Origin of the sequence: Rhodococcus sp. BP-316, from assembly GCF_019836105.1 — a bacterium.
In the GTDB taxonomy this organism is placed as follows: Bacteria; Actinomycetota; Actinomycetes; order Mycobacteriales; family Mycobacteriaceae; genus Rhodococcoides.
The window spans coordinates 335,752-361,743 of sequence record NZ_JABUEE010000005.1 but is presented as its reverse complement, the minus strand read 5'-3'; the positions used below and the strand labels follow the sequence as shown (position 1 = coordinate 361,743).

The following is a 25,992-nucleotide window of genomic DNA, read 5'->3' as shown; positions in this document are numbered from 1 at the left end:
CGTCCGGGGTGACGCGAACGGCCCGGCCTCGATCTAGCTGCCGAACGCGTCTGTGAGATCGCCGATCGCGGGAAGTACCGGCTCCGGCGCCGCCTTATCGATGGTGATGACGACGGATGCCTGTTGAACGGTGTACGTCGTCCACGGCACGAGGTTTTCCACGTGTTCCTTGATGCCGGGATAGTCAGACAACCACCAGGCTTCGGTGGAGTTGAACTCGCCGAGCGTGCAGGTGGCCAGCACGACGTACGAGCCGGGTGGGATGTCGGTGACCGTCTGAGTCGCGGTGGTGCCGGGTTCGACTGAACCAGTGTCGTAGTACTCGTGCGTTTGCGAGAGCACTGTCTCGACCGGGGGGAGGACACCTTCGGGTGCCGATGCCAGGCCTGTGGTGCACAGGACGGTGCCGTCGGCCGTGTTGGTGATGGTGTTGGTGACGGTATCGCCGACGACGTCGTAGGAGTATGTGATGTCGGAGGGCTCGGCTGCGGAGACGCTGCCGGGTGCCGCCAGTGCCAGGGGTACCGCGATGGCTGCGATCATCGCTACGCGTCTGGGTATTCGCACGGTGTGCTCCTTGCTGTCCGGTGGCGTTCGGTTGGTCTGGCTATTCGATGTAGGCGCCGGTGGTGGGGGAGTAGTAGACGGTGCCACCGAAGAATGCCTGGCGGGTGCCGACGCCGTCGCCGGCGGGAGCTTCCGGGCCCTGCGGGTACGACAGAGAGGCCAGATGGCACGCTTCCAAAACGGCGTCATCTACTGGTCACCCGCGACTGGCGCGTGGCCGGTCACGGGCAGGATCTTGGACCAGTGGGCTGGTGTCGGTTACGAGACTGGACCACTGCGCTACCCGACCGCAGAACAGGTAGACAACGGCGTCACTATTGAGCAGAGCTTTCAGGGTGGAAAGTTGGAGACCCCTGGAGCTAACGCTGTCGAGCTCGCAACCCAGAATCCTGGAACCACTGCCCAGGAGATGATCGATGAGGCGATTTTCAACGCGCAACAGCGAGCTCTCGACGTCGCTGACGTGATTCTCGAGGCCGTCGAAGGTGGCCGGATCGAGACCCTTGCTTCCGATCCGGTCACTGGCTCCCCGACAACCCTGCCTTTCGCCCGTGGCGCAGGCGACATCTTTTACGCAGATGCTGATACCGCCAACGTCAACCACGGGCACAACGGCATCTTCATTTCGACAACTGAAACCGTTGAGGCGCTCAATCCGACAAAGGGCGTCCAGCTGACGGACAACACGACCGGAAATCCTGATGGGACACGCCGTACGGTCTACGGCCCCAAGATGATGTTCGTGAACACGTCAAGCGGTGTCCGCGCGAATGCTGTGTTTTTTGCGCTTAATCAGGTCGGGAAGGACTACAACAGTAACTTCGCTTTCAACAAGCGGTTCATCAACGGCGATGCTTACAATTGCTCATCCCTGGTCTGGGCGGCGTTCCAGTCAGCGTCCGGTGGTGGTGTAGATCTAGACCAAGAGCCAGGCGGCGGCGAAGATGCCACCCCTTCAGGCATCTTCCCTAACGAGATAGTAAAGTCCGACTGGACAACCCTGTACCCGTAACTGCGGGCACAAGTCACCCGCGGGCGCCTGCTCATAACGCCGGGAAAGGCGCCCGCGTCGTGGCACGCACTCTAGGAGTTACGAGTTGATTAGCAGACGCGGACCCCATCTTGTTCTCCTCACTGCGGTGGCCGCGCTAGCAGTGACGTCCTGCGGGCAAGACAATGCAGCAATTGAACCCAAAGAACTCACGTCACTCCAAGACACTCTCGCTGCCGTGGCCCTGGGTCCGTCGACTATGGAGGGCATAAAGTCCGACGACGTGTCGAGTGTTTACACCTTTGATGCATCGGGATCGCTCGTTGGAGCAATAACCGGGCCCGCCATCTACGCGAACAGCGTCTCCTCGCTAGGCGACAAACTGGCATCCACGTCGTCGAAACAGCTGACGCTAACAACACCGAGCGGACAATCCGAATTCGCAATTGGGTTTGAGAATATCGTCCAAGCATCTACCTCAGACAAGCGCGCCGGCACAGCGACATATTGGTACAACAGTGGCATGGTGTCCGGCATCTACACAAACTCCTACGCCTCTATAAGCTCACAGGGTGAGCTATTCGGTGGCACCGTGAATGGCTTAACTCGCACCGTTGCGCAGTGTGGGGATCTCGCGTATTCAATCATTCAGGATATAGCTACCGGAGTTGGCGAGGAATCAACACGAAGCGGCTTGTATCGAGCCGACAGCAATGGCATACGGCTGACCGCAGCTTGGGACTATCCCGCAGATTTCAAGCCCATCTCCCGAACGGCAGCGTGCGGGCCGAACGGAGAAGCGATTTATGCGCTTTACGCAGACAATGCAACCTTGAACTCACAAAACGGTATGCCCGGTCTGACGCTCGCACGAGTCGACACCAGTACAGGCTCCAGAACAGATACACCATTGGGCATGGCCGGCCTCGATTGGAGCGTCGTATCTGGGACAATGAGCGTTCTCGACGGCAGAGCGTACTGGATCAACGCCGCCAAAGAGGTGTTAAGCGTTGACCTGTCCGACGCTGCGGGAATAGTCAGGCGCGAGTGGTCGCTGCCGGGAGTTGAAGGCAATGCTGTCGCTTCGGTAGACAATGGCAAAGTAGACGTGGTAGTGCCCGGACGAAATGCCAGATATTCGCAGCACGACCTCCGGACTGGCGCCACAATCGGTACACCGATTGCCTTGCCTTGGCTCGATGCGTTGACCGACGCCTCGCCCGTCAGCGGACAGACCTTGGTGGATGTTGCATCCCTAGAATAGAGCGCGATTCCGGCAGCCTCGGACCTCCGGTGTAAGAGATCACTGCATCGTCCCACTTGATCCAGCTCACCACTAGATCTGCCGAAAGCGAGCGGCCCTGCCCCGGCTCCTAGCTGCCGAACGCGTCCCTGAGATCGCCGTTTTCGGAAACCACCGGCTCCGCCAACGCCTCCTCGTCGATGGTGATGACGGAGCACTCCTGCTGGACGGTGTACGTCGTCCACGGCACGAGGTTTTCCACGTGTTCCTTGATGCCGTGGTAGTCGGACTACCACCAGGCACGCGTCATTCAAATGCCATCTCTTCAGCACACCGAAAGAATCCCATCGCTGAGCGCACGGTCGGCTGAGTGACTCGATTTCAATCTTGTCATCCTCGTCGACCGATCGGGTGTGGATCGCACCGTCGACCGCTAAGTTGCCATGAAACGCGCCACCCAGCAGCTCGTGGTGCGATGAACGCTATCTGTATTCATTGCCGATAATAGTTATTATGGCAGGTAACGTTCGAATGGTTGTCTAGCAGCGTTTCTCATGCACCACTGATCACTCCGCTTTCATACGAGGTTCATGTCCTGTGGCTTCTCGGAACCCCTCCGCAGTCTTGCACTTCTTGATGAGCCACTTCACACAGGAATCGGTGTACAGGTAATCGTTATGAGCGTCGTCGTAGACGCAAAATTCAGACTTCGTCGCTTCGGGTTCTGCTGCGCCGGCGGCTGGTCGCCATCCGTGCTTCCTCCACGCGGCGGCCATCTGAGATGACGCACCGAAGTGATAGGGGATCGCGGCGGAAACCATCTTCGCAACTGCCCCTGGTCGATGCTTCCCGATATTAGCTACCGGGACCTTCTTCTGCTTGGTGATGACGTATCCCTTGTTCGCAGCAACTTCTTCCATCACCGCGCGCTCCTCGTCAGACAGATCCTTGTCGTTCACGAACTGAAGCGAAAGATCGCCCTTACGGTTGCCGCTCTCCAAGACGATGGTGAGTCGCATGCAGTAGCGGGGGTCGCGGGAGACCGCGTCATCGAGTCCGGCGTCGTACTCCGCGAGGAAGGTACGCAGGTCCTTCGGCAGGGTCTTGGTGAGCTTAAGCAGATCCTCCTTTCCTTGGTCAGTGAACCCGCCGATGAACACCGGGAAGTGCAGCCGGTGAGCCAGTGAGTAGCCGGTACCCGCAAACCCAGTCACGAACTCTTCGTAGTTGAGCAGCATCGAGTGACACTCCCCGTTCACGATCGTCAGGAGTGCTACATCCGTACCGGTGTGGCGATGCTCGATCTTGTTCCGCAGCTTGATGAAGAACTCAAGGTTGGCGCGCACAGTGGCTTTCTCGCTGGGCCACTCCTCCTTCACGAACCACTCCAGCGGCTGCGACATGCGTTCACCGTTGATGTACTTGTACCGGCGAGGCTGCTCGGAACGCAGCACGTGGTAGTTGTTGCCCTCCTGCATCCACTTCGACTGGAACGCGTAGAGCCAGGCGATGTGCATGTGAATGATGAAGCCTTCGAGTGCTCGCTCTCGACCTGGATCGTTGAACAAGCTGACAGCAAGCATGGCCTCTTGCTGCGACGCGCGTAGCAGGAGTTCCCAACGCTGAGGACGCGCCATCTGTAGACCCGACTCCTATCGACGCCAGGTCGCTCCAGTTGAACGTCTCAATAGCGTGCGTCGAGTCTGCCAGACGACTACGACTCGGCTCACGGTGTCGCTACGGGGAGATCACGAGTCCTGCTCCGACTGAGCGCCACAACCGCGCGGTCCCCGCGAAAGGTCACTGGTGACGATATGGCTCAGCCGGTAACATAAGAGGGTGAATGGGGCTGCCCCGAGTTCAGTTCCGGCCCGCCGCCCCGGAACGCCCCAGGACGAGGTCCATCGCCTCTGCCCTGACGCAGTCAGTAGCGACCTTCGCACACCGTGAACCGCCGTCACACGGTCGGTACTGGGCACCTTCCGAGTTCGATATTCAATAATGATAGTCATTGCCGATAATTTAGGTTCTGTCAGGTAAAGCCAGGAGCCTTGCTCTTTGACGTCACCGGGCGTACACGGGCCGAGGTGCAACGGCCTTGCCGGGGTGGGTTCACGTTCAGCTGCCGGAGCTCGCGGCTGATGCGAACACGATGTCTTCGGCCTGGTGAAGCCATACCTGAGTTTCGAAGAGGGCCTGGCGCACGTCGTCCGTGAGCCCCGCACTCATTTGTAACCGAGGGTGGAAGGAGACCACCTAAGGTACGGACGCCAGAACACACAGCGTGGCCACGGTGACTCATTACCGTGGCCACGTTGTGCTTGCTGCACGATGTAAATCGCGTCCGCGTGGTCGAACCTTGCGGGTTACGGTGGTGCAGCTAGTCACGGCAAGCCAGAGCACACTGCGCGTGGCTACCACCGAGCCGAACGGTTCGCTCTTGAGAACGCCAGCCAAATTGTGCCCGCACCGGTCGCCAAGTTGGTCGCTGGTCCGGTCCCGATGCATCAACCGAACTTTTCTCACAGCGCCGCTGGCGGAATCACTATTGCAGTGGGGAGAAACCAACGTCCGAGAATGTAAGGCTTCCAGCTACGTTCAGCACGTCTTGAATAGGCCTATAGAACGCGAAGTTATGCGGCACCGCGCTCACCGCATCTTCACACGGGATATCAAAATTGCGGCCTAGGTCGCCCCGGTTACCAACGTTTCCCAGATTCATTCCGACTAGTTTATCGTTGAAGTACACCGGGGCGCCGGAGTCTCCTGGCAGCGAGCAATAATTTGCAAGCACACGCCTTTCTATCTCGTCGATTCCACCAACAAAAGAACAATTCGTACCGGTTTCCGGTGAGACTTGGCACACTGTGTCACCGACCGCAGGTGCCGTTGCTGCTAATGCGGACACAGAGGCGGCGTCGGGAGCAGAGAGGACACTGCCGTCAAACGTTATCAATCCAACGTCGATCAATAAATCGCTCGCCGACAGTGTTCCCAACGCACGACCCGGGATCGCTGACGTGAATACGGCTGATCCGACTTTTCCACAATGGCCCGCTGTCAATCCCGCGAGACGTCCGTCGCTGGTTTTGCCGAGCAACGCGAGGCTGCACGTCTTACCACCATCTATACGAATCTGTGTGGACGGCGCAATAGACTGCTCGTACGAAGCGCCTTTGTCGTGGTAGGTCACCGGCAACGACGTATCACCGCATCCAGCCAGCAGCAGGAGCGAGAGGAAGCCGGCTCGTCTCGCTCGCAAAACGGATCCTACCCCCCGTTCTCGGTTTCAAGCTCGGCAATCTCTGCCCTCAGGCTGCTCTTCTCTGCTGCCGAGAATCTCCTGACCTGCATTGCAAGTACAGCTCGCGCCTGAAGTTCGTCAAAATCGAAGTGCGCCTGAAGTGCGCGTACCGCATCGTGATCGTCAACCGAGTCGGCCACCAGCGTCATGACCTGAGCAGTGCTGTTCAGACACGTATCCAGGGCACGAAGGATCCTCAGTCGTTCCGACTCCCGACTTTCGTTTTCGGGCAAAGGGTGTCCCTTCCTCTTGGCGAAGATTAAGACGCCATCCAGTTGATAGTACGCCCGGAATCCGATGCAAAGTTCTGCGACTCGTAGTTCAGATTCTTGGGAATCTTCAATACAGCATTGGAGTTTCCTGTCCCTGGCATCAGCACGACATTAATTCTTATGTAATCGTTTGTTCGTGCCAGATAAGACGAACTCGATGATTCAAGTATCTGGTAGCTAGCTGCATCCGTAAAGGTCTGACAAGAGGAGAAAAACCCTACTTGCGGATCCACGAAGTACGGAATGTCTTGATATACTTCACAACTGTGGTTTGTTACCGTGACTTTTTTACCGCCTTGCGACGCAATTTGGCCGGCAAGCAAAAGCTCACCAGTTCGGTATCCGCTAACCCGGTACTGAATTGACACCGTATCAATAATTGTACAGGTATCGAAACAGACCTGGAGATCTTCCGTTGTATTCAGGTTCCATTCACGGGAGTTAATTGGCGTCCCATCCGAGCCGCCGTTAAAGTGAACAGTCAGATCAGCCGTCAACAAAACTTTGCAGCTCCGCCTGAAGTGCTGGCGTGCGACTGCTCGCGTAGCGTTGAACATATTTCAGTGCGGCGTCGGCGTATCCCCCCATGATCGCGCTTTTCACCACAGCAGCTTCCGGACTTTCCCCTGGACTGACATACCCCACGAAGCACTCACCCGCGAGTGATTGCGCCTCCGAGCACTCGGTAGCGGCTGACTGCGCACCCGCACTTGGTGCTGCTGCCACAGATGCAGCTAGGACCGTCAAGCCGACTGACGCGATCAACTTTTTCCAGTTTTGCATTACGCAAACCCCTCCCATGGAAATCCGGATTTTCCGGTCCCATCGGTTCATCGTCAACTTACAGGCGGGTGTTACTCAGTTGCGCCCTTTTGCCAGGACAGGAGACCCAAGCTCGCGACACGATTGGATCTAGCGTTCTGCGCCGGGGGATCGGACCGGGCAATCCGACCAAACGGGGCGTTCGAACCCAGCGTGTGCGTTCAATTCGACTGTCAAACAGTCGGATAGCGCGAAATAAAAGCGGCTAGCTGCCGCTGAGTTTGCCATGCCCCGACGATTCGGTAAGCCTCAGCTGCGCTGGGCAGATAGTTCGTCATGGCGGTCCGCGCCCTTCTTCACTAGGCCACCCGCGCCTGCCGGGTGTGTTCGCGATTGCTGGCACTTGTTCCTTACATTCAGGATGGTCCGATACGTGCAGGACCGTCAGGATGCGGTAGATGGACCCGTGCCCCTGATGGGTGCGAAGGTCGTACCAAGTGCGTGGACGGCGAACTCAAGACCGCAGAGCAGTCATCGAAGACGCACCCGCGGCCACGAGGGCTACCGCAAGAGCTAGGAGTGGGCCCCGCCATGCGCGGCGCGCAAAGGCGCTAGATCCGGCCGGAGGGTGGTGGTGGCGACGTTGAGCCACTGGGTGTACGCGCCAGCGCTTGAACAAGACGTCAAGGAGCAGGCTCCGGCTTCCTGCCACCGTCGATAGCTACCCACACGATGCATCTCGGATGCCCACGAGAACTGATCTGCCGATAATTTATATTATGACATAGTTGCTGCTAGAAACGTGATCGTTGTAATCGCTCTGCCGGTGGCGGGTACCCCCCTCGCCGATCGGTCCCGAGAACGGTTCCAGCGGCGGCAGGACGCCGTCAGGTGCGGGTGCCGTCGACAGCGAACGCGTAGGTGACGTCGGTGGGTTCCGCCGCGGCAGCGAGACCGGGAGTGGCGAGGGCCAGGGGAATCACTGCTGCAGTGCCGAGAAGGGTTCGGGTGAGTTTCCGCACGGCATGTCCTCTTCGTCGTCGATGGTCGCTTCCAGGGGAAGTGTGCAACGGAAGCGGACCGTTCGGCACCTTTCGTACCGGGTGCCCCCGTGGGGGTGTGGTTCCGGGCGAGACCACGGTTTCCGTCGACTTGCCGCCGGAGTGGAGGTGGTGGTCCAATGGGAACATACGTTCGAACACAAGTTCTCCAGCAAGCGGACGAGGGTGCGTCATGGGATGGAACGACGGACCGCCCACGTGGACCGAGATGGAGCGGTTGCTCTCGGGCAAGCCTCGTGTCATCGATCCGCTGGCGATGGGTGACGGCGGTGACAGTCCGGCCTGGTCGCGCAAGCGTGATCCCTACGAGGGTGCGGTGGTGCGGCCGCGCGACACCGTTCCCTACGCGGAACTGCACGCCCACTCGTCCTTCAGCTTTCTCGACGGCGCCTCCCAGCCCGAGGAGATGGTCGAGGAGGCCGTACGGCTGGGTCTGGACGCCATCGCGCTGACCGATCACGACGGCATGTACGGCGTCGTGCGGTTCGCGGAGGCGGCACGTGAGTTGGAGATGAAGACCGTCTTCGGGTCCGAGTTGTCGCTCGGTGATCCAGGTATGCCGACCGAATCACGCACCGGCGCAGCCGATCCGGACGGAACTCATCTTCTCGTACTCGCTCGCGGGCAGGAAGGCTACCGGCGGCTCTCCCGGGAGATCGCCACCGCGCATCTCGCCGGGGGCGAGAAGGGGCGTCCTCGCTACGACATCGATGCGTTGGCCGAGGCGGCTGGGGGGCACTGGCAGATCCTGACCGGGTGCCGCAAGGGCAGCGTGCGTCGCGCGCTGAGCGAGGGTGGTCCCGCGGCTGCCGAGCAGGCGCTGCGCGACCTGGTGGATCGGTTCGGCACGGACCGTGTGACGGTGGAGCTGACGCGGCAGGGCGTCGCCGAGGACGACGATCGCAACGACGCCCTGGCGGACATCGCCGCGCGTCTCTCGCTGCCCGTCATCGCGACGACGTCGGCACACTTCGCGCGGCCGAGTCGGCGCCGGCTCGCGATGGCCATGGCCGCGGTCCGTGCGCGGCGCAGTCTCGACGACGCGTCCGGGTGGCTCCCGCCGCTCGGCGGAACCCATCTGCGCTCCGGGGCCGAGATGGCGGCGATGTTCTCCGCCTATCCCACCGCCGTGTCCCACGCCGCGGCGCTGGGGGAGGAGTGCGCGTTCGACCTGCACCTCATCGCGCCGCAGCTGCCGCCGTTCGACGTGCCGGAGGGCCACACCGAGATCACGTGGCTCCACGAGTTGACGATGCGCGGTGCCGAGCGACGCTACGGTCGACGCGAGGACGAACCTGCGGCCTACGCCCAGATCGACCGCGAACTCGCCGTCATCACCGAACTCGACTTCCCCGGCTACTTCCTGGTGGTCCACGACATCGTCGACTTCTGCAAGAGGGCCGACATCCTGTGTCAGGGGCGAGGATCTGCGGCCAACTCCGCTGTCTGCTACGCGATCGGCATCACCAACGTCGACCCGGTGCGCAACGGTCTGCTGTTCGAGCGGTTCCTCTCCGTCGAGCGCGACGGCCCGCCGGACATCGACGTGGACATCGAGTCCGACCGTCGGGAAGAGGCCATCCAGCACGTCTACGCCAAGTACGGCCGCGACTACGCGGCACAGGTGGCCAACGTCATCACCTACCGCGGGAAGTCGTCGGTACGCGACATGGCGAAGGCGCTGGGTGCATCGCAAGGGCAGCAGGACGCGTGGAGCAAGCAGATCACCCGCTGGTCCGGCGTGCCGGGCCGCGACCTGTCCGCCGAGGCCCGCGAGACCACGATCCCGCTGCCGGTGCTGGAGCTGGCCGCGCAGATCGAGAACTTCCCGCGGCATCTCGGCATCCACTCCGGCGGCATGGTGATCTGCGATCGGCCGATCGCCGACGTGTGCCCCGTCGAGTGGGCGCGCATGGAGAACCGCACCGTGCTGCAGTGGGACAAGGACGACTGTGCCGCAGTGGGTCTGGTGAAGTTCGACATGCTCGGGCTCGGCATGCTCTCGGCGCTGCACTACATGATCGACCTGGTGAAGGAGCACAAGGGACTGCACGTCGATCTCGCCGAACTCGACCTCGGCGAGGCCGCGGTGTACGAGATGCTGCAGCGCGCGGATTCGGTCGGGGTGTTCCAGGTTGAGTCGCGGGCCCAGATGGCGACGCTTCCTCGCCTCAAGCCGCGGGAGTTCTACGACCTCGTCGTCGAGGTGGCCCTCATCAGACCCGGACCCATCCAGGGACATTCGGTGCACCCGTACGTCCGGCGCCGCAACGGACTCGAGCCCGTCACCTTCGATCACCCGTCGCTCGAGCGGGCACTCGAACGCACTCTCGGCGTACCGCTGTTCCAGGAGCAGCTGATGCAGATGGCCGTCGACGTCGCCGGGTTCTCGGCCACCGAGGCGGACCAACTGCGCCGGGCCATGGGGTCCAAGCGCAGTCCGGAGAAGATGGACCGCATGCGGCAACGCTTCTACGACGGGATGCGCGACCTGCACGGCATCACCGGCGCCAAGGCCGACCGCATCTTCGACAAGCTCTACGCCTTCGCCAATTTCGGCTTCCCCGAGAGTCATTCGCAGAGCTTCGCGTCGCTGGTCTTCTACTCGTCGTGGTTCAAGCTGCATCACCCGGCGGCGTTCTGTGCCGGGCTGCTCCGCGCTCAGCCGATGGGTTTCTACTCGCCGCAATCGTTGGTGGCCGACGCTCGACGGCACGGTGTCCTGGTGCACGGGCCGGACGTCCGTGCCAGTCTCGCCCACGCCACCGTGGAGAACAACGGCCTCGAGGTGCGCCTGGGATTGTCGGACGTGCGGTCCATCGGGACGGCGTTGGCCGAGAAGATCGTGGCGGCGCGGGAGTCCGGCGGGCAGTTCACGTCTCTGCTCGATCTCACCGGACGTGTCGAACTCTCCGTCACGCAAGCAGAGTCGCTGGCCACCGCCGGCGCCCTGGCGTGTTTCGGTGTGACACGTCGAGAGGCGCTGTGGGCAGCCGGGGCCGCCGCAGCCGAACGCCCCGATCGACTCCCGGCACTGGGTGCGTCCACCCGGGCTCCGTCGCTGCCGGGAATGAGTGCGTGGGAGTTGGCCGCCGCGGACATCTGGGCCACCGGTGTCTCACCCGACAGCTACCCCACCCAGTTCCTGCGCGAGCGGCTCGACGGGATGGACGTGGTCCCTGCCGACCGCCTGCTGTCGGTGGCCGATGGAGATCGGGTGCTCGTGGCCGGGGCGGTCACCCACCGCCAACGTCCGGCCACCGCCGCGGGAGTCACGTTCATCAACCTCGAGGACGAGACCGGGATGATCAACGTGGTGTGCTCGGTGGGACTGTGGCAGAAGTACCGCTCCGCGGCGCAGTTGTCGCAGGCCCTGTTCATCCGCGGCATCGTGCAGAACGCCGAGGGGGTGGTGACGCTGGTGGCCGACAAGCTCGAGACGCTGGACCTGCGAGTGCTGCTGCGCTCCCGAGACTTCCGCTGATGGTGGGCGTTCTGCTCCTCTCGCGCGCCGATCCGGCGGGATCCCGCTCCGCACGCCCTCGACGGGAGCGAAAACGCCATTCGAACGCCCGGGACGCTCAGACGCTGCCCTCGAAGTCGCACTGACGCCAGGCCTCGTAGACGACGACGGATGCGGCGTTGGTGATATTCATCGACCGGCGCCCCGCCAACATCGGGATGCGTAGGCGGTCGGTCACGTGCTCGTCGGCCAGTACCTCCGGTGCGAGGCCGGTGGGCTCGGGCCCGAACAGCAGCACGTCGCCGGGCCGGTAGGACACCGACGCGTAGGACGTGGTGGCATGGGCGGTGAAGGCGAAGACCCGCTCGGGCGCGAGGGTGTCCCACGCCGCCTCGAGGTTCGGGTGCACCGTGACCGACGCCAGGTCGTGGTAGTCGAGGCCGGCGCGCCGCAGCTTGGGCTCGGACAGGTCGAAGCCGAGCGGTTCGATCAGGTGCAGCTCACACCCCGTACCGGCGACGAGGCGGATGGCGTTTCCCGTGTTCTGCGGGATACGCGGTTCGTGGAACATCAGACGGAACACCCGTTCAGCCTGCCATGTCCCACCCGCCTGCCCGAGCGTGGGAAACTGTGCGGTGTGACCGCAACGCGACTGGACGGCAAACTCACCCGCGACGAGATCTTCGTCGACCTCACCGCGCGGGTCACCGCACTGCGCGAGCGTGGGATCACCCCCGGCTTGGGGACGGTGCTGGTCGGTGACGATCCGGGCTCCGCTGCCTACGTGCGAGGCAAGCACAACGACTGCGCCAAGGTGGGCATCGCCTCCATCCGGCGCGACCTCCCGGCGGACGTGTCCAGCGACGAGCTCGACGCCGTCATCGACGGGCTGAACGCCGACCCGGCCTGCACCGGATACATCGTGCAGCTCCCGCTGCCGAAGCACCTGGACGAGAACCGCGCCCTCGAACGCGTGAACCCCGAGAAGGACGCCGACGGCCTGCATCCCGTCAACCTCGGCCGACTGGTCCTGGGCGAGGACTCCACCCTCCCGTGCACTCCCCGCGGCATCGTGCACCTGCTGCGTCGCTACGACGTCCCCATCGCCGGTGCTCATGTGGTCGTCGTCGGACGCGGCGTGACCGTCGGCCGTCCTCTCGGGCTCATCCTCACCCGGCGCTCCGAGAACGCCACCGTGACGCTGTGCCACACCGGTACCCGTGACCTGGCCACCGAGGTGCGGCGCGCGGACATCGTCGTCGCCGGTGCCGGCGTCGTCGGACTGATCACCCCGGACATGGTCAAGCCCGGTGCCGCGGTCATCGACGTCGGCGTCTCACGCACAGACGACGGGCTGAAGGGCGACGTGGCCGACGGTGTCGACGAGGTCGCCGGCTTCCTGTCCCCGAATCCCGGCGGCGTCGGACCCCTCACGCGCGCGTTCCTGCTGAGCAACGTCGTCGAGCGCGCGGAGCGCATGCTGGCCGCATCGGAGTCGGTCTCGTCATGAGCGGGAAGGCCGGAGGCCGGTCGGTGACGGGCGGGAAGGCCGGAGGCCGGCCGTTCGTGAGAAAGCCGACGCGGCGGAGGCCGGCGCGGGACATGTTCCGGCGCAGCATTCCGGTGGTCGCCGTCGTGCTGGTGATCGTCGTCGCCGTGGTCCTGGTGCTCGCCGACCGGTGGCGCCGCGGTGCGTTCGTGTTCGGTGTCGCGACCCTGATCGCCGCCGCGTGCCGGTTGTGCCTCGGAAGTGAGCGTGTCGGGATCCTGGCCGTGCGGTCGCGCGCCTTCGACACCTTCTCGCTGGCTGCTGTGGGCAGCGCGGTGGTGTGGCTCGCCGTCTCGATCGATCCGCTCGGGACGGACTAGCCCTCGCGTGAGCGGGTCACCCGCAATGTCAACGGGACGAAGATCGCGAGGATCAGCAGCGAGACGATCACCGAGTACAGCATCGGGTGTGTCGACGCCCAGTTGATCGGTTCGCGGATCGCGACGGACGGTGCGGTGGGATTGCCGAACGACTCGCGCGTCGACCGGGCCACCGAGGTGATCGGATTCCACTGTGCGACAGCGCGGAGCGGACCCGGCAGCGTCGAGGACGGCACGAACGCGGACGAGATGAACGTGATCGGGAACAGAATGATCATGAGCGCGCTCTGGGCACTCTCGGCAGTGCTGGCGACGGATCCGACCACGGCGCCGATCCACGACATGGCGAAGCCGAAGAACATCAGCAGCAGTACGGCGCCCAGCGCGTCGAGAGCGCTCCCGCGGATACGCCACCCGACGGCGTAGCCCGCGCCGATCATCACTGCGATGCTCACCACCGACACGAGCATGTCGGAGAGAGTGCGCCCCAGCACGATGGACAGACGCGACATCGGCAGCGAGTGGAACCGGTCGACGATGCCCTCCTTGCTGTCGGTCGCGAGCCCGATGGCCGTGAACGCGGCGCTGAACACGACGGTCTGCGTGAAGATGCCGCCCATGAGGAACTCGCGGTAGGTGGCACCGCCCAGTGCTCCGCCGAAGACGTAGCTGAAGAGCAGGACGAACATGAGGGGCTGAATCGTCGCTCCGAGCAACAGCTGTGGGACCCGCAGGATGGTCAGCAGGTTGCGCTGGGTCATGGTCACGCAGTCGACGAGGAAGCTCGAGGCGTTCTGCTCCCGGACTCCGCGGGGACCGACCAGTTCGGCGGTCATGCGGTGGCCGTCGCGAGGGCGGCGGCGGGGGACGCGCTACCGGTCGACTGGAAGAAGACGTCGTTGAGATCGGGCACGTTCACCCGCGCGTCGCCGACACGGATACCGGTGCCGTGCAGGCGACTCAGCACGTCGACCATGGATTCGCTGCCCCACGGCGCATCCACCGTGAACCACCCGGCGGACGCAGAGGCGCGGTGCACGCGGAAGTTCATCCGCGGAAGCAGATCCGCTGCCAGGCGCAGGTCACGAGGGTCGGCGAGGCGCACCTCGACGGACGGCGGACGGACGCGCGACTTCAGATCGGACGGGGTGCCCCTGGCCACGACGACACCGCCGTCGACGACGACGATCGCGTCGGCCAGTCGGTCGGCCTCCTCGAGATACTGGGTGGTGAGCAGCACTGCCGTTCCGTCCGCCTTGAGGTCGGTGACGATGTCCCACATGTCGTTCCGACTGCGGGGGTCGAGACCTGTGGTGGGTTCGTCGAGCACGATGAGGGGTGGCCGCGCCACCAGCGCGCCCGCCAGATCGAGACGGCGGCGCATACCGCCGGAGAATGTGGAGACCGAGCGGGTTCCCGTGTCGTCGAGGCGGAACCGGGTGAGGAGCTCGCGCGCCCGCGCGCGTGCGTCTCGGCTGCTGAGCCCGTAGAGCCGCCCGAGCATACGGAGGTTCTCGTAGCCGGTGAGCCGACCGTCGACGGCGGCGTACTGGCCGGACAGCCCGATGAGCCCACGCACGGTGCGCGGGTCCTTCACGGCGTCCACGCCCGCGACGTGGACGGAACCCGACGTGGGCCGAATCAGTGTCGCGACGATCCGCACGGTGGTGGTCTTGCCTGCGCCGTTGGGGCCGAGCACCGCGGTGACCTGTCCCGCAGCGGCCGTGAGGTCGACGCCGTCGAGGGCCCGGTGCGTGTTACGTCGTCCCGTGTAGTCCTTGACCAACGATCGGACGTCGACGGCGAGAGTCGCTCCTCCGGAGAGTCCGGCGGTCACCGGGCACCGGCGAGCAGCGCCGGACGCACACCGCCGAGGCGACGTGCGACGGCGGCCAGCGCGTCCGGCGTGCCCATCGCGTTGTGCGGGACGTCGACGGGGTAGTCGGTGATCGACCCGGCGATGTAGCGCCGCCATGCCCACGGCGTGAGGGTGGGATCGGAATCGACGGTCGCGGAGAAGAACTGGAGATCGCCCGAGAACCGGGCCGGGGTGTGGTCGTGGCCGAGGTCGACGAACAGCTGGTAGCGCTCGTACAGCCGTCGCATCTGCCCCTCGTCGAGATGGGCGGTCGGTCCCCCCGCGCCGCGGATCATGGCGATGGCCTCGTCGAGATCGATGTCGTCGTCGACGGTCACCTCGAGAGGAAGGAACTCACGCATCAGCGACGCCACGGACATCTCGGTGCGCGGGCGGTCGCTGCCGGCGAGGGGATACGCGTCCATGACGAACAGTTCGACCTCGTCGCCGAGCTTCTCGATCTCCACGGCCATCGCGTGGGCGATGAGACCGCCGAGTGACCACCCGAGGAGTCGATAGGGGCCGGTGGGGAACTGGGCGCGCACGGTGTTGACGTAGTCGCGCGCGATCTCCGCGACCGACGCGGGCTCGGGTGCGGGGATGCCGATGCCGCGGGCCTGCAGACCCAGCACCGGGATCGACGGATCGAGGTGTGGCAGCAGTCCGGTGTAGCTCCAGGAGAGCCCGATCGCCGGATGCACGCAGATGAGGGGAGTCACACCGTCGTCGCCGGCACGCAACGGCAGCACCGCGTCGGTGCTGGTGCGGCGGACCGGTGGCTTCGGGGTGCGAGCGGACGGCTCGGCGACGGGCGGGGGTGCCGCGTGTGATCCGGTCCTCGTGGCGGTTGTGGTTGCGGACCCATTCGTGCCCGAGCCGTTCGTGGAGGAACCGTTCGCGTGGCTGCCGCCGTCGCCTCGGGTGCCGTGATTGTCGTCGAGCATGATCAGCTCCTGTAAGCGAGCGGACAACGCAGCCGGGGTGGCTGCGTCGAAGAACCAGGTGACGTCGATGGAATCGGGGTCGACGTCGGTAGCGATGTCGGCACGGAGGCGCTCACGTAGGACGTCCATGACCCGCACCGCGGCGAGGGAGTTCCCGCCGAGAGCGAAGAAGTCGTCGTCCGGGCCGACGGCGTCCACCCCGAGCACGTCGGCGAAGACGCTCCGGACGGTGTCGAGCAACGACCGGGCGGGCGCGATCGCCGTGGCGGTGGTCGCCCGGGCAGGTGCGGCACTCAGATGATCCGGAGCCAACGGTTCGAGCCGGCCCAGGGGGATGAGCAGTGCGCGTCGGTCGACCTTGCCGTGCGGGGTGCGCGGCAACGACGAATGCACGGTGACCGTCGCGGGGACGAGGGCACGGGGGAGCTTCTCGGCGGCGAAGCTCCGCAGGGCGGCGGAGTCGACGGTGCCGTGCACCGTGACGTGTGCCGCGAGCGCCGCGCCGACGGAGTTCTCCTCGACGACGACGGCCACCGACGTCACGGCCGGATGTGCGGCCAGCACGGCCTCCACCTCGGCGGGTTCGATGCGGACACCGCGGATCTTCCTCTGGGTGTCCGATCGGCCCGTCATCTCGACCATGCCGTCGGATGCGACCCGCACCAGGTCGCCGGTGCGGTACGTCCGGCCGCCCGGGCGGCCGGACGGGTCGGCCACGAATCGTGCCGCCGTGAGCCCCGGGCGTCCCGGATAGCCCTGTGCCACTCCGGGTCCGGAGACGTACAGCTCACCCACGTCGCCGTCGGCGACCTCGGCAAGTGTCGTGTCGAGCACGCGCAGGGCGGTCCCGGGCACGGCGAGTCCGATGTGGGGTGCGCGGCCGGCGCGCTGGACGCCCGTCGTCGCCGCCACCGTGGTCTCGCTGGGGCCGTAGGCGTTGACCATGCGGCGACCCGGGGCCCACGCCTCGAGCAGAGCCGCGGGAAGCGCCTCGCCGCCGGTGCCCACCGACCGCACGCCGGACACGGTGTGAGGATCCAGGGTCGCCAGCGCGGCAGGCGTCAGGAACAGCACGTCCACGCGCTCACGCTCGATCAGGGCCTCGAGCGCCCTGCCGGCGTAGGCGGCGGGCGGCGCGACCACGGACGTCGATCCGCGGATCACCATCAGCAACATCTCGAGGATCGCCGCGTCGAACCCCGGTGACGCCGCGTGCAGGACGCGAGACGTCCGGTCGGTGTCGAACGCGGTTCCGAGGGCGACGGCGAGGCTCTCGATGCCGCGATGGGTGACGCCGACGGGTTTCGGGCGCCCGGTCGTTCCCGAGGTGTAGACGAGGTAGGCGACGTCGTCGAGGCTGCGCCGGACCGCGGCCGGCAGGGCCGCGTCGGGCGTGGAGGGGTGATCGGGCGTTCCGTCGGTGTCGAGGGTCCACCACCTGACGGCGTCCGGCGCGACCACGGGATCCGAGTCTGCTCGCAATGCCAGGACGGGTTCCGCGTCGTCGAGGATGTAGCTCAGACGTTCCTCGGGATATGTCGGATCGAGAGGGAGGATCGTCGCGCCGGTCCTCGCGACGGCCCAGAACGCCGTCACCGAGGACGCGGACCGGCTCATCGCGAGCGCCACGGTGCGTCCGGGCCCGGCGCCGGCCGCGCGGAGGCGGTCGGCGAGAGCGTCTGCAGCGGTGAGGAGTTCACCGTAGGTGCGGGTGCCCTCGGGAGCGACGACGGCCACGCGCTCCGGGGAGTCGCGCGCGACACGCTCGACGAGTACGTCCAGGAACTCCGTCTCGGACGGGAGGCGGGACGGGCCCGTGAGGCTCGCGATCGACAGTGCGGGATCGGACGTGGCGCGGTCCAAGGTGTCCACCACGGCGTCGGCCAGGTGACGAGCGGTGCTGGGCAGGAACAGGTCTCGGGCATAGGTGACCGACACGTCGGCACCACCGTCCGTCCGGGCGCGGACGGTCACGACGAGATCGAAGGCGGATCGCTCCACGGGCAGGCGGAGCGCGGAGACTGTGCGCCCGCCGAGATCGAGGTGCAGCGGCGGTGCGGCGTGGACCGAGAGCATGATCTGGACGATCGGGTGGCGTGCCGGATGACGTTCGGGCTGCAGTGTCGACACCAGCGTCTCGAACGGAACCGCGGCATGGTCGAGCGCCGCGAGATCGCGGTCCCGCACCAGCTCGACGATCTCGTCGAAGGTGGATGCCAACGACACCGGCACCCGGAGCGCGAGGGTGTTCACCGCCATGCCGACCATCGACTCGGCTCCGGCGCGGTCCGCGTAGGGGGTGCCGACGACGACGTCCGCCGTTCCGAGCAGCGGGTCGATCCCGGGGGTGTGCGCGGCCAGCACGGCGGCCAGTGCTGCGTGCACCACCATGAACTCGGTACCGCGGTGATCGGCCGCACAGGCGAGCACGCGTTCGCGGACCTGCGGACTCAGGACCGCGTCGACGACGTCGGCGCGGCCGGTGGGCCGGTCGGGGCGCGGGCTGTCCGGCGGTACCGAGTGCACGGGGGGAGCGCCGTCCAGGGCGGAGCGCCAGAAGTCGACGGCGCGGGTGTGGTCGGCGCTGCCCACCGAGAGTGTGAGTGCCAGCGCGTGATCGATGTACTGCACCGGCTCCGTCGGCCACACCGGTGCGACTCCCGTGCGGCGAGCCTCGTAGGCCAGCAGCAGGTCGGTGGTGAGCGGCGCCACCGATTCGCCGTCGGCGGCGATGTGATGGACCGCGACGCCGACGACGTGGCTGTGCTCCGACAGGCGCACCACGACGGCACGGACGGGAGCCTCGGTCGCGAGATCGAACCGTCGCCGGGCGACCTCGTCGAGTGCCGCCTGCACCTCGGGCGCCGACGGATCGAGGTCGGAGTCGGAGGGTGTGACCAGCTCGACGGAGACGGGAGCGGCGTCGAGGACCACCTGCACCGGCTCGCCCGCGACCGTGGGATACACGGTGCGCAGCGATTCGTGCCGCGCGATCACGTCGTTCACGGCCGCACCGACGGCGTCGACGTCGAGCGGACCCTCCACGAGCAGTCCGGCCACGATCGTGTACGCCGTGGCGGTGCTCGCCACCTTCGACGAGAACCACATCGACAGCTGCGCCGGGGTCAGCGGGACGGGATCGGGTCGCTCCGCGGGTGTCACCGCGGCGGCCGATGGGAGGGTGCCCGGATCTGTTGTCACGTCGGCGAACTCGGGCAGTTCGGCGAGCTCGGCGACCGTGGGTCGATCGAAGATGGTGCGCACGGCGACGGGCACACCGGTGACCTCGGTGATGCGCGCGGCGTAGCGCGTCGCGGTCAGCGACGTCCCGCCGAGCGCGAAGAAGTCCGCTGTGACACCGACCCGCTCGACACCCAGGACCTGCGCGAGCACACCCGCGAGGGCTGCCTCCGCGGCGGTTCCGGGAGCGCGGTCGTCCTCGTCGACGAGGACGGACGGCATCGGCAACGCCGCACGGTCGAGCTTGCCCACCGGTGTCAGCGGAAACGCGTCCACGACGACGATCGCGGTGGGCACCATGTGACGCGGCAGCCGAGTGCGGGCGAGGCGGAGCAGATCGTTCGATCGCAGGGCGGCCGGCTCGTCGACGACGGGATGGACGAAGGAGACGAGCAGGGTCTCGCCGGTCGGTCCGGGCGTCGTCAGCGTGACGGCTCCACCGACGCCCGGTGCCGACGCGAGCACGGCGTCGATCTCGCCGAGCTCGATCCGCAGACCACGGATCTTGACCTGGAAATCGCTGCGACCGGTGATGCGGACGACCGGTTCGGTGCTGTCGGGATCGGCCGCGAAGGTCCACCGGGCCAGGTCGCCGGTGCGGTAGGTCCGGCTTCCCGGCGGGCCGAACGGGTCGGCGACGAAGCGTGTCGCCGTGAGGCCCGGCCGGTCGAGGTAACCCCGCGCGAGTTGTACTCCGGCGAGGTGCAGTTCGCCCTCGACTCCGGGCAGCACCGGTTGCAGCGAGGCGTCGAGCACGGTTGCCCGCATCCCGGCGACGGGGCGCCCGAGTGCGACGTCGTCACCCTCGTGGAGCGTCCTGGCGTGGGTGCAGATCGCGGTCTCGGTGGGCCCGTAGATGTTGATGACGGTGCGTCCGGGCGCGACCGCATCGAGCAGTTCCGAGCCGAAGTTCTCGCCGCCGACGCCGAGTGCGGACAGCAGCACCGGGTCGCCGGGGACGAGGTCGTCGGCGGACAGCGTCGACAGGACGGAAGGGGTGAGGAAGCAGTGCGTCACGTCGTGGCGGCGCAGCAGCGTCGCCAGTTCCGTACCGCCCACGACTCCGGGGGGCACCACCACCAGCGCGCCTCCGGATCCGAAGGCGAGGCCCAGTTCCAGCATCGAGGCGTCGAAACTGGGAGAGGCGAAGGCGAGCACGCGGGCGTCGGTGTCCGCCCCGTAGGCGCGCACCAGTTCGCTGGTGATGTTCGCGTATCCCTGACGTGTGACCTGGACGCCCTTGGGGCGTCCGGTCGTTCCCGACGTGTAGGTGACGTAGGCCGTGCAGCCGAGCGGAACGACCCAGCCACCGTCGTCGGGACACGTCGGGACGTTCTCCTCGGCGAACAGTGAGTCGGTCGTGGACCACAGGAAGCCGTCGCTCGGGACGTCCGAGGGATCGGAGCACACGGCGTGCAGCGTCTTGCTGTCCCGCACCATGAACGAGCGCCTGTCCGCCGGGTAGTCGGGATCGACCGGCACGATGGCACCGCCGGCGCGTGAGACGGCGAGGATCGCGGCCACCGACTCGGTCGAGCGTCGCAGCAGGCCGATCACACGCGTGTCGGCGGAGACGCCGTTGTCCACGAGGCGTGCGGCGCCGCGGGCGACGAGTGCCTCGAGCTCTGCGTAGGTGGTCCGCCGGTCGCCTTCGACCACGGCCACCGCGTCCGGAGAGACCGCGGCGTGATGCGCCACGAGAGCGTCGAGCGCGGAGGTCGAGTCCGTCGACCGAGCTCGCGCTCGTTCCCGCATCGGTACCGTCGCCGCGCGCTCGGGAGGCAGCAGGACGTCGATGTCGGCGACGAGCGCGTCGGGGTCGGCGGCGATCGCGTCGAGCACGGCCAGCAGTCGATCGAGGACGGCCCGCGCGGTGCGCTCGTCGAACAGGTCGGTGGCATAGGTGAGATCGATGCTCGACCGCGGGCCGGCATGCCCGGGTGACTCGTCGAGCACCAGTTCCAGGTCGTACTTCGCCCGCGCGACGTCGATCCCGTGGGCGGTCACCCGTGCACCGCCCACCGCGCCCGACGTGTCCGGCGTGCTGCGGGTGGTGAGCATGACGTCGAACAGCGGGTGGCGGCCCGGAGTGCGCGGTGGGTCGAGGAGATCGACGAGGGTGTCGAAGGGCATGTCCGCTCGGGCCAACGCGTCCAGGTCGGCCGCCCGCACGGCGTCGAGATGGTCGGCGACGGTCGCCGCGCCGTCGACCACGGTGCGCAGCACCACGGAATTGACGAACATGCCGACGACCCCGTCGAGGTCCGGGTGATCGCGTCCGGCGACGGCGGTGCCGATGGTGACGTCGTCGCCTGCTCCGGACCGACTCAGCACCAGGACCAGTGCGGCGTGCACGATCATGAAATGGGACAGGCCGACTCGGCGGGCGAGGGCATCGACGTGCACTCCACGATCGCCGTCGAGAACGACGGACACCGTCGCGCCCTGTCCGGACGGTTCCGCGCGACGCGGGCGATCGGCACCGGGAGTGGGGACGTCGGGGAGATCCGCGAGCGCGTCGGCCCACCAGGCCGCGGACGTCGCGAGAGCCGACTCCGGATCGTCCGCGGACCCGAGTGCCAGCCGCTTCCATTCCGAGGCGTCGGCGTACTGCACGGGCAGCGGGGACCACGCCGGGGTGCGACCCTCGAGCCGCGCGGAGTACGCGACGACGAGGTCCGTGGCCAGCACGCCGAGCGACCACCCGTCGACACACACGTGGTGGAGGACGAGAGCCAGGACGTGATCGGCCGCCGGTCCGGAGGTGCCGGCGACGCGGACGATCCGGGCGCGCAGGGGCAGGTCGACGGCGAGATCGAAGGGGCGGGAGGCGACGTCCGTCAGTGCCGGGAGGACGGCGTCCATGTCCGGCGAGTCGAGCACGTCGACATCGAACAGAGCTGTGGCCGTGTCGATGTCGAGGACACGCTGCACGGGGCCGTCGACGGCGTCGTCGCGGTCGAAGAGTGTGCGCAGGCTCTCGTGACGATCGAGAACGTCGAGAAGCGCGGCCCGCGCCGCCTCGACCGAGAACGTACCGGTGACGCGGAGAGCGAGCGGCACGTGATAGGTCGCCGACGGCCGGTACTGCTCGATCCACCACATGCTGCGCTGGGACGGCGAGGCGGGGATCGGCACGGAACGGTCGACGGGCACGGGCCCGTCCTGATCGCCGGTGGACGGGGTGCCGTCGTCCAGGTGCAGTGCGAGCGCTTCGACCACGGGATGCCGGAACACCTCGCGAACCCCGAGGGCATGGCCCCCCACCGCGGAGATCCGGGCGGCGACCCTCGTCGCGAGCAGGGAGTTGCCGCCCAGTTCGAAGAAGTCGTCGGTGGCGGCCACGTCGTCGAGGCCGAGGACGTCGGCGAGGACGCTGGCCACCAGGAGTTCGTTCTCCGATTCCGGAGCGCGCGCGGGACGGCTCTCACGGGCACGCGGTTCGGGGAGGCGTCGCCTGTCGATCTTGCCGTTTGGCGTCAACGGCATCTCGTCCAGGATCGTGAGCCGGTTCGGCACCATGTAGTGGGGGAGCAGAAGAGCGAGATCGTCGAGCAGCGTGTCGGCGACGGCGCCCGCGTGCGTCATGCGCACGTAGCCCTCGACGGTGCGGAGGGTGCCGTCACCGCGGACCACCACGGCGGCGTCCGCGACGTCGGGCAGCGCGCGCAGCGCCTCCTCGATCTCGCCGAGCTCGATCCGGAATCCGCGCACCTTGACCTGGCTGTCCCGGCGCCCGAGGTAGACCAGGGTGCCGCGGGAGGTCCACTTCACCAGATCGCCTGTGCGGTAGAGCCTGTCGGAGTGTCCGAACGGATCGGCGACGAAACGTTCGGACGTGAGGGCGGTACGGCCGAGGTACCCGCGAGCGATGCCGGTACCGCCGAGGTAGAGCTCACCCACACAGCCGGGCGGTGTCAGTGCGAGCGAGCTGTCGAGGACGAAGGCGCGGATACCCGGGAAGGGCGACCCCAGCTCCACCTCGTGTTCGGCGACCAGGGGACCGAACGTCACCGCCACCGTGCTCTCGGTCGGCCCGTACACGTTGACCATCCGGCGTCCGGGCGCCCACTCGTCCACCAGCGCGACCGGGACGACGTCCCCGCCGACTCCGATGGCACGCGGACCCGCGCCCGGCGCCACAGGAACGGTGGCGAGGGCCGAGGGCGTGATGAAACCGGCGTCGATGCGCTGGGAGTCGAGCACCTCGGCCAGCTCCTCGCCCCCGTGCACGTCGGTCGGCACGACGACCAGCGTCCCGCCGGACCCGAAGGCCAGCACCATCTCGAGGACGGAGGCGTCGAATCCCGGTGACACGAAGTGCATCACCCGCGCGCCGCGCGGCAGACGATGCGCCGAGACGGCCGCGTACGTCATCGCGGCGAAGCCCCGGTGCGTCACCGCGACGCCCTTCGGCGTCCCCGTGCTGCCGGAGGTGTAGATCACGTAGGCGAGGTCGTCCGGTCCGGGGCGCCGTGCTCCCACGAGGCCCTCGCCGGTGAGCGGTGCTCTGTCCTCGTCGACGAGGACCCATTCGACCTGCGCGGGAAGCGAATTCACCAGTGCGCTCGTCGTGATACCGACCAGTGCGCCGCTGTCGCCGATGATGGTGGTGATCCGGTCGGCAGGCAGGGCGGGGTCGACCGGCACGTATGCGCCGCCCGCTTTCGCGATGGACCAGGCCGAGGTGACGGACGCGTGGGAGCGGGGGAGCGCGGACACGACCATGACGTCGGGACCGACACCCAGATCCAGCAACTCGCGGGCCAGGGCGTCCGAGCGGCGGTCGAGCTCGGGATAGGAGAGTGCGATGTCGCCGTCGACGACGGCGGGCACCTTCTCGCCCAGCACCAGCCCGTGCGTGAGGATGTCGGCGAACGTGGCGAACGGCGGCACCAGCGGATCGAGTGCGGGCAGGACGGCGGCGCGGTCCTCGTCGGTCACGAGGGACAGCGCGCGCAACGGTGTGTCGACGTCGGCCTCGGCGAAGTCGACGAGGAAGCGGGCGAACCGTTCGCTGTGGACGACCAGTTCGTCGGCCGTGTACAGGGCGGGGTTGCCCTCGAGGTCCACCCGCAGGCGACCCGTGGTGGTGCTCTCGTGCACCGTCACGGCCATGTCCGCGGTCGGTCCGGAGGTCAGTAGTTCGAGATCGGCCGGGATGTCGCCCAGCACCACACGTTCGCCGAACATCATGAGGTTGATGGTGGGACCGAGGGTGACGCCGGGGGCACCGAGCAGGTGGGCGATCTCCGAGGCGGGAAGCAGCTGGTGACGGAGTGATTCGCTGACGCGGTTCCCGACCTCGCGGACCACCGAGCCGATGTCGACGCCGCCGCCGCAGTGCGCGGGCACGGGTACCGCGTTGGCGGCCATGGACGCCGATTCGCGCATCCACGACGTCACGCGGGCGGCCATCGGCATCGTCAGGACGACGTCGGGTGTGTCGGTGACACGCGCGAGGAACGCGGCGAACGCGGCGGCGACGACGACCGCGACGGTGGATCCGTGACGCTCCGCCGCGTCGTGAACCGTCCGGTCCGCCGAGGTACCGAGCAGCGTGTCGCAGCGGTGGTTGAACGCGGACGGCGGCGCGACCCGCCCGGACATCGAGACCGGCTCGCCGAGGACGTCGCGCAGACCGGCCCAGTGGGCTCGATCGCGCTCGTACCGCGACGACGCCCGGTAGCGCGCCTCGGCCTCGGCGAAGGCTCGGGGATGCCGTGCTCGCGACGGCGGTGGATCCTCGCCGCGTACCAGCGCGGTGTAGATCTCGGCGGTGCGAGCGGCGGCGACCGAGGCTCCGTAGCCGTCGATGGCCACGTGATGGCCGCGGGCGTACCAGTAGTGGTGGTCCTCGGCCAGGGTGATGACGGCGGTGTAGCCCAGCGCGTCCCGATACATGTCGAGTGGACGGGTGAACTCCGTCATGATCTCGGCCGCCGCCTCCTCGGGAAACTCGTCGTCGCTGACGTCGATGCGGTCGAGGTCGATGTCGAGGAGCGAGAGGTCGAGCCGCTGGCGGAGCGAGTCGGAGTCGACGCGCTCGTCCTGCGCGTCACTCGTGACGAGTCGGGTGAGCATCGAGCCGGTGTCGAGAGTGGCGAGGCGCATGGCCTGCTCGAGAAGATCTACGTCGAGCGGGCCGCGGATGTCCATGTAGTGCGCGACGGCGAAGGTGACCTCGGGGTCGAGTTCCTGCAGCAACCACATGTCCCGCTGCGCGCGGGTGAGATCGAAGACCTCCGTGTAGCCGTCCGCTCCCGCGCCCGAGCCCGGGTGATCGTCCGACATGCTGTTCCCCCGGCTCGCTCGCATCCCCACGGTGGGCCCTTCGGTCACCGCAGCGTCGAGCGCTGCGGTGCAGACCACACGATGTCGAACACTAACAAACCAGAAACTTGATTTCCCTCGTCCT

General features: G+C 66.6%; 16 protein-coding genes. 5 read left to right on the top strand and 11 right to left on the bottom strand.

The window, feature by feature from the left end:
• Positions 1–33: 33 nt before the first annotated feature.
• Positions 34–543: a hypothetical protein gene (locus HQ312_RS12415; RefSeq protein WP_222638749.1), complete on the bottom strand. Its 510-nt coding sequence runs from the start codon at positions 541–543 to the stop codon at positions 34–36.
• A gap of 64 nt (positions 544–607) precedes the next feature.
• Positions 608–745, bottom strand: coding sequence for a hypothetical protein (locus tag HQ312_RS22310; RefSeq protein WP_374198296.1), 138 nt, complete (start codon positions 743–745; stop codon positions 608–610).
• Between HQ312_RS22310 and HQ312_RS12410 the strand changes: the two genes are divergently transcribed.
• Together HQ312_RS12410 and HQ312_RS12405 are read left to right on the top strand one after the other, a co-directional pair.
• A complete protein-coding gene (locus HQ312_RS12410; RefSeq protein ID WP_374198295.1) occupies positions 731–1,579 on the top strand; it encodes a hypothetical protein in 849 nt (282 codons plus the stop codon). The two genes, HQ312_RS22310 and HQ312_RS12410, sit on opposite strands and share 15 nt — an antisense overlap.
• A 262-nt stretch (positions 1,580–1,841) precedes the next feature.
• Positions 1,842–2,822: a hypothetical protein gene (locus HQ312_RS12405; RefSeq protein WP_222638747.1), complete on the top strand. Its 981-nt coding sequence runs from the start codon at positions 1,842–1,844 to the stop codon at positions 2,820–2,822.
• A 109-nt stretch (positions 2,823–2,931) separates the two neighbouring features.
• On the opposite strand, the gene HQ312_RS21930 is transcribed toward HQ312_RS12405, so the two are convergent.
• The 5 genes from HQ312_RS21930 to HQ312_RS21925 all read right to left on the bottom strand — a co-directional run bounded on the left by HQ312_RS21930 (position 2,932) and on the right by HQ312_RS21925 (position 8,161).
• The gene (locus tag HQ312_RS21930) at positions 2,932–3,063 is read right to left on the bottom strand and encodes a hypothetical protein (RefSeq protein WP_261769654.1); all 132 of its coding nucleotides are present in this window, start codon (positions 3,061–3,063) and stop codon (positions 2,932–2,934) included.
• 304 nt (positions 3,064–3,367) lie between these two features.
• Positions 3,368–4,438 (bottom strand): DUF3644 domain-containing protein, encoded by a 1,071-nt coding sequence (locus tag HQ312_RS12400; protein ID WP_222627255.1) that lies wholly within the window; start codon positions 4,436–4,438, stop codon positions 3,368–3,370.
• Between the two features lie 908 nt (positions 4,439–5,346).
• Complete coding sequence (locus HQ312_RS12395; protein WP_222627253.1) at positions 5,347–5,994, bottom strand: S1 family peptidase; 648 nt, start codon at positions 5,992–5,994, stop codon at positions 5,347–5,349.
• Positions 5,995–6,071: 77 nt separating this feature from the next.
• On the bottom strand, positions 6,072–6,254 hold the full coding sequence (locus HQ312_RS12390) for a hypothetical protein (protein WP_222627251.1): 183 nt from the start codon (positions 6,252–6,254) through the stop codon (positions 6,072–6,074).
• 1,772 nt (positions 6,255–8,026) lie between these two features.
• Positions 8,027–8,161, bottom strand: a complete 135-nt coding sequence (locus tag HQ312_RS21925) for a hypothetical protein (protein WP_261782249.1) — start codon at positions 8,159–8,161, stop codon at positions 8,027–8,029.
• A 211-nt stretch (positions 8,162–8,372) separates the two neighbouring features.
• Here HQ312_RS21925 and HQ312_RS12385 point away from each other — a divergent pair, with 211 nt between their 5' ends.
• Complete coding sequence (locus HQ312_RS12385; protein ID WP_222638746.1) at positions 8,373–11,684, top strand: error-prone DNA polymerase; 3,312 nt, start codon at positions 8,373–8,375, stop codon at positions 11,682–11,684.
• A gap of 97 nt (positions 11,685–11,781) precedes the next feature.
• Here the strand turns inward: HQ312_RS12385 and HQ312_RS12380 are convergent, their stop codons facing one another.
• On the bottom strand, positions 11,782–12,246 hold the full coding sequence (locus tag HQ312_RS12380) for a tRNA (cytidine(34)-2'-O)-methyltransferase (RefSeq protein WP_222627246.1): 465 nt from the start codon (positions 12,244–12,246) through the stop codon (positions 11,782–11,784).
• 54 nt (positions 12,247–12,300) lie between these two features.
• Here HQ312_RS12380 and HQ312_RS12375 point away from each other — a divergent pair, with 54 nt between their 5' ends.
• Together HQ312_RS12375 and HQ312_RS12370 are read left to right on the top strand one after the other, a co-directional pair.
• Positions 12,301–13,173, top strand: coding sequence for a bifunctional methylenetetrahydrofolate dehydrogenase/methenyltetrahydrofolate cyclohydrolase (locus HQ312_RS12375; RefSeq protein WP_027503763.1), 873 nt, complete (start codon positions 12,301–12,303; stop codon positions 13,171–13,173).
• Positions 13,174–13,265: 92 nt separating this feature from the next.
• Entirely contained in the window at positions 13,266–13,532 is a 267-nt protein-coding gene (locus HQ312_RS12370; RefSeq protein WP_222628594.1) for a DUF3017 domain-containing protein, read from the top strand.
• Here the strand turns inward: HQ312_RS12370 and HQ312_RS12365 are convergent.
• The 3 genes from HQ312_RS12365 to HQ312_RS12355 are packed head-to-tail and all read right to left on the bottom strand — an operon-like array spanning position 13,529 to position 25,868.
• Positions 13,529–14,368 (bottom strand): ABC transporter permease, encoded by an 840-nt coding sequence (locus tag HQ312_RS12365; protein WP_056447645.1) that lies wholly within the window; start codon positions 14,366–14,368, stop codon positions 13,529–13,531. The two genes, HQ312_RS12370 and HQ312_RS12365, sit on opposite strands and share 4 nt — an antisense overlap.
• On the bottom strand, positions 14,365–15,369 hold the full coding sequence (locus tag HQ312_RS12360) for an ATP-binding cassette domain-containing protein (RefSeq protein ID WP_056447647.1): 1,005 nt from the start codon (positions 15,367–15,369) through the stop codon (positions 14,365–14,367). Before HQ312_RS12360 ends, HQ312_RS12365 begins: the two co-directional genes overlap by 4 nt.
• Complete coding sequence (locus tag HQ312_RS12355) at positions 15,366–25,868, bottom strand: non-ribosomal peptide synthetase (RefSeq protein ID WP_222638745.1); 10,503 nt, start codon at positions 25,866–25,868, stop codon at positions 15,366–15,368. The genes HQ312_RS12360 and HQ312_RS12355 overlap by 4 nt, the downstream gene beginning before the upstream one ends.
• Between the last annotated feature and the right edge of the window lie 124 nt (positions 25,869–25,992).